The organism is Microbacterium sp. Bi128 (assembly GCF_918698205.1).
Genome location: NZ_CAKKMM010001103.1, coordinates 1 through 1,722, shown reverse-complemented (window position 1 = coordinate 1,722; position 1,722 = coordinate 1). Strand labels below are relative to the sequence as shown.

Here is a 1,722-nt window from a genome sequence, read left to right as displayed (position 1 = left end):
CAGCCGCCCAAGTAGGAGGCGGGAGGAAGGAACGCCCCGAGGGAGCCGAACTGAGCTTGCGAAGTTTGGGAAGGGGCTGACCGCTAAGCGACGGCAGGGCGCCGGTGTCCGCGGGTGGTGACCACAAACGGAAGCAACAAACCGTCAGTATCCACGGAGGTGACTAGGGCGAACGGCTGCGGTGTCTTAGAACCTGTGGCGGTTGGCTAGGACCGGGAGTTTAGCTCGGGCGTCCTTAACTGCGGCGGTGTCCAAGTCCGCGAATAGCAGGCCGGGGGCGCCGTCGAGTTCTTCGAGGACGTCGCCCATGGGGGAGACCACCACGGAGTGCCCGACACCGGTGGGGGCGGAGCCCTTGACCGGGTGACCCACGCTGGCGGGGTCGCCCTGGCCGCAGGCGAGGACCAAGGTGGTGGAGTCCAGGGCGCGGGCTCGGGCCAGGAGCTTCCACTGCTCGGCCTTGCCGGGGCCCGAGCCCCAGGAGGCGCACACAATGTTGACGTCGGCGCCGCGGTCGGCGTTTTCCGTGAACAGGTCCGGGAAGCGGACGTCGTAGCACGTGGCGAGGCCGAACGTCACGCCGTCGAGCTCGAAGGTGACGGGGGCGGTGCCGGCGTCGACCGTGTCCGACTCGGCGAAACCGAAAGCATCGAACAGGTGGATCTTGTCGTAGCTGGCCTCGAGGCCGCGGCCGGTGACCAGCAGGGTGTTGCGCACCTTGGCGCCGTCTGCGGCGGTGCCGGGAGTGAACATGCCGGCGACGATCACGATGCCGAGCTCCGCGGCGAGGGCGCGGACGCGGGATGCCCACGGGCCGTCCAGCGGCTCGGCGATATCGAGGAGCGAATTGCCGAAGGCCCGCATGGTGGCTTCCGGGAACACCACCAGGTCCGCGCCGCCGGCCTTGGCCTGGCGCGCGTAGGCGTCCACGAGGTCCAGGTTTGCGGCCACGTCACGGCCGGTAATGATTTGGGCTAGTGCAACGCGCACAATTACCTCCAACTCGGCGCTCCATTACAGTATGCAGTGCGGCGGTCCGTACACTGCAAAACGTCATGAAAACGAAAACGGGGGCCATTTGTCTGGCCCGGCTAAGCTTTAAGCAATGGTTATGTCTTACATAGATACCGCTTCCACCGTAGACGCTTCGCGGGCGTTTCCGCTGGGGATCAGCGTTCCACATACCGGGTCGCCGGCAGTGGACGATCCCCGGGGCGCGTTCGCCAACGTGGCCGTCTACGCGCCCGGCGTAACCACGCTGGAGATCGAATATCAGGCGCCCGGGGGAACCTGGCAGGTGAAGACCCTGCCCAACGTCACCGACGGCGTCCACCACGGAATTGTTGAGGGCATTCCCGCCGGCTCGCGCTATGGCTTCCGGTCCTCCCCGGAACACGAGGCCCTCCCGCTGTCCATGCCCGCCACGAATTTCGATGCCGTCGGCGAGCAGCCGTTGCTGATGGACCCCTATGGCCGGGCCGTCGACGAACGCGAGGGGCTGATCACCAGCGTCCGGGTCGGCAACGATTTTGACTGGGGTCTGGACCGCAGCCCGCGGGTCCCGTGGCGCAACACGATCGTCTACGAGGCCCACGTCCGGGGCCAGACGAAGCTGCACCCGGACATTCCGGAGGACCTGCAGGGGACTTATGCCGGGATGGCCCACCCGGCCATGATCGAGCACCTGATCTCGCTGGGCGTCACGGCGGTCCAGCTCCTGCC

General features: G+C 67.0%; 1 protein-coding gene and 1 pseudogene. One reads left to right on the top strand and one right to left on the bottom strand.

Features of this window, described 5'->3' with window-relative positions:
* Positions 1 to 186 precede the first annotated feature (186 nt).
* Positions 187 to 990, bottom strand: coding sequence for a carbon-nitrogen hydrolase family protein (locus LQV45_RS30190; RefSeq protein ID WP_230010889.1), 804 nt, complete (start codon positions 988 to 990; stop codon positions 187 to 189).
* A 115-nt stretch (positions 991 to 1,105) separates the two neighbouring features.
* On the opposite strand from LQV45_RS30190, the pseudogene LQV45_RS30185 reads away from it, so the two are divergent.
* A pseudogene (locus LQV45_RS30185) lies at positions 1,106 to 1,722 on the top strand (glycogen debranching enzyme GlgX); the annotation flags it as partial.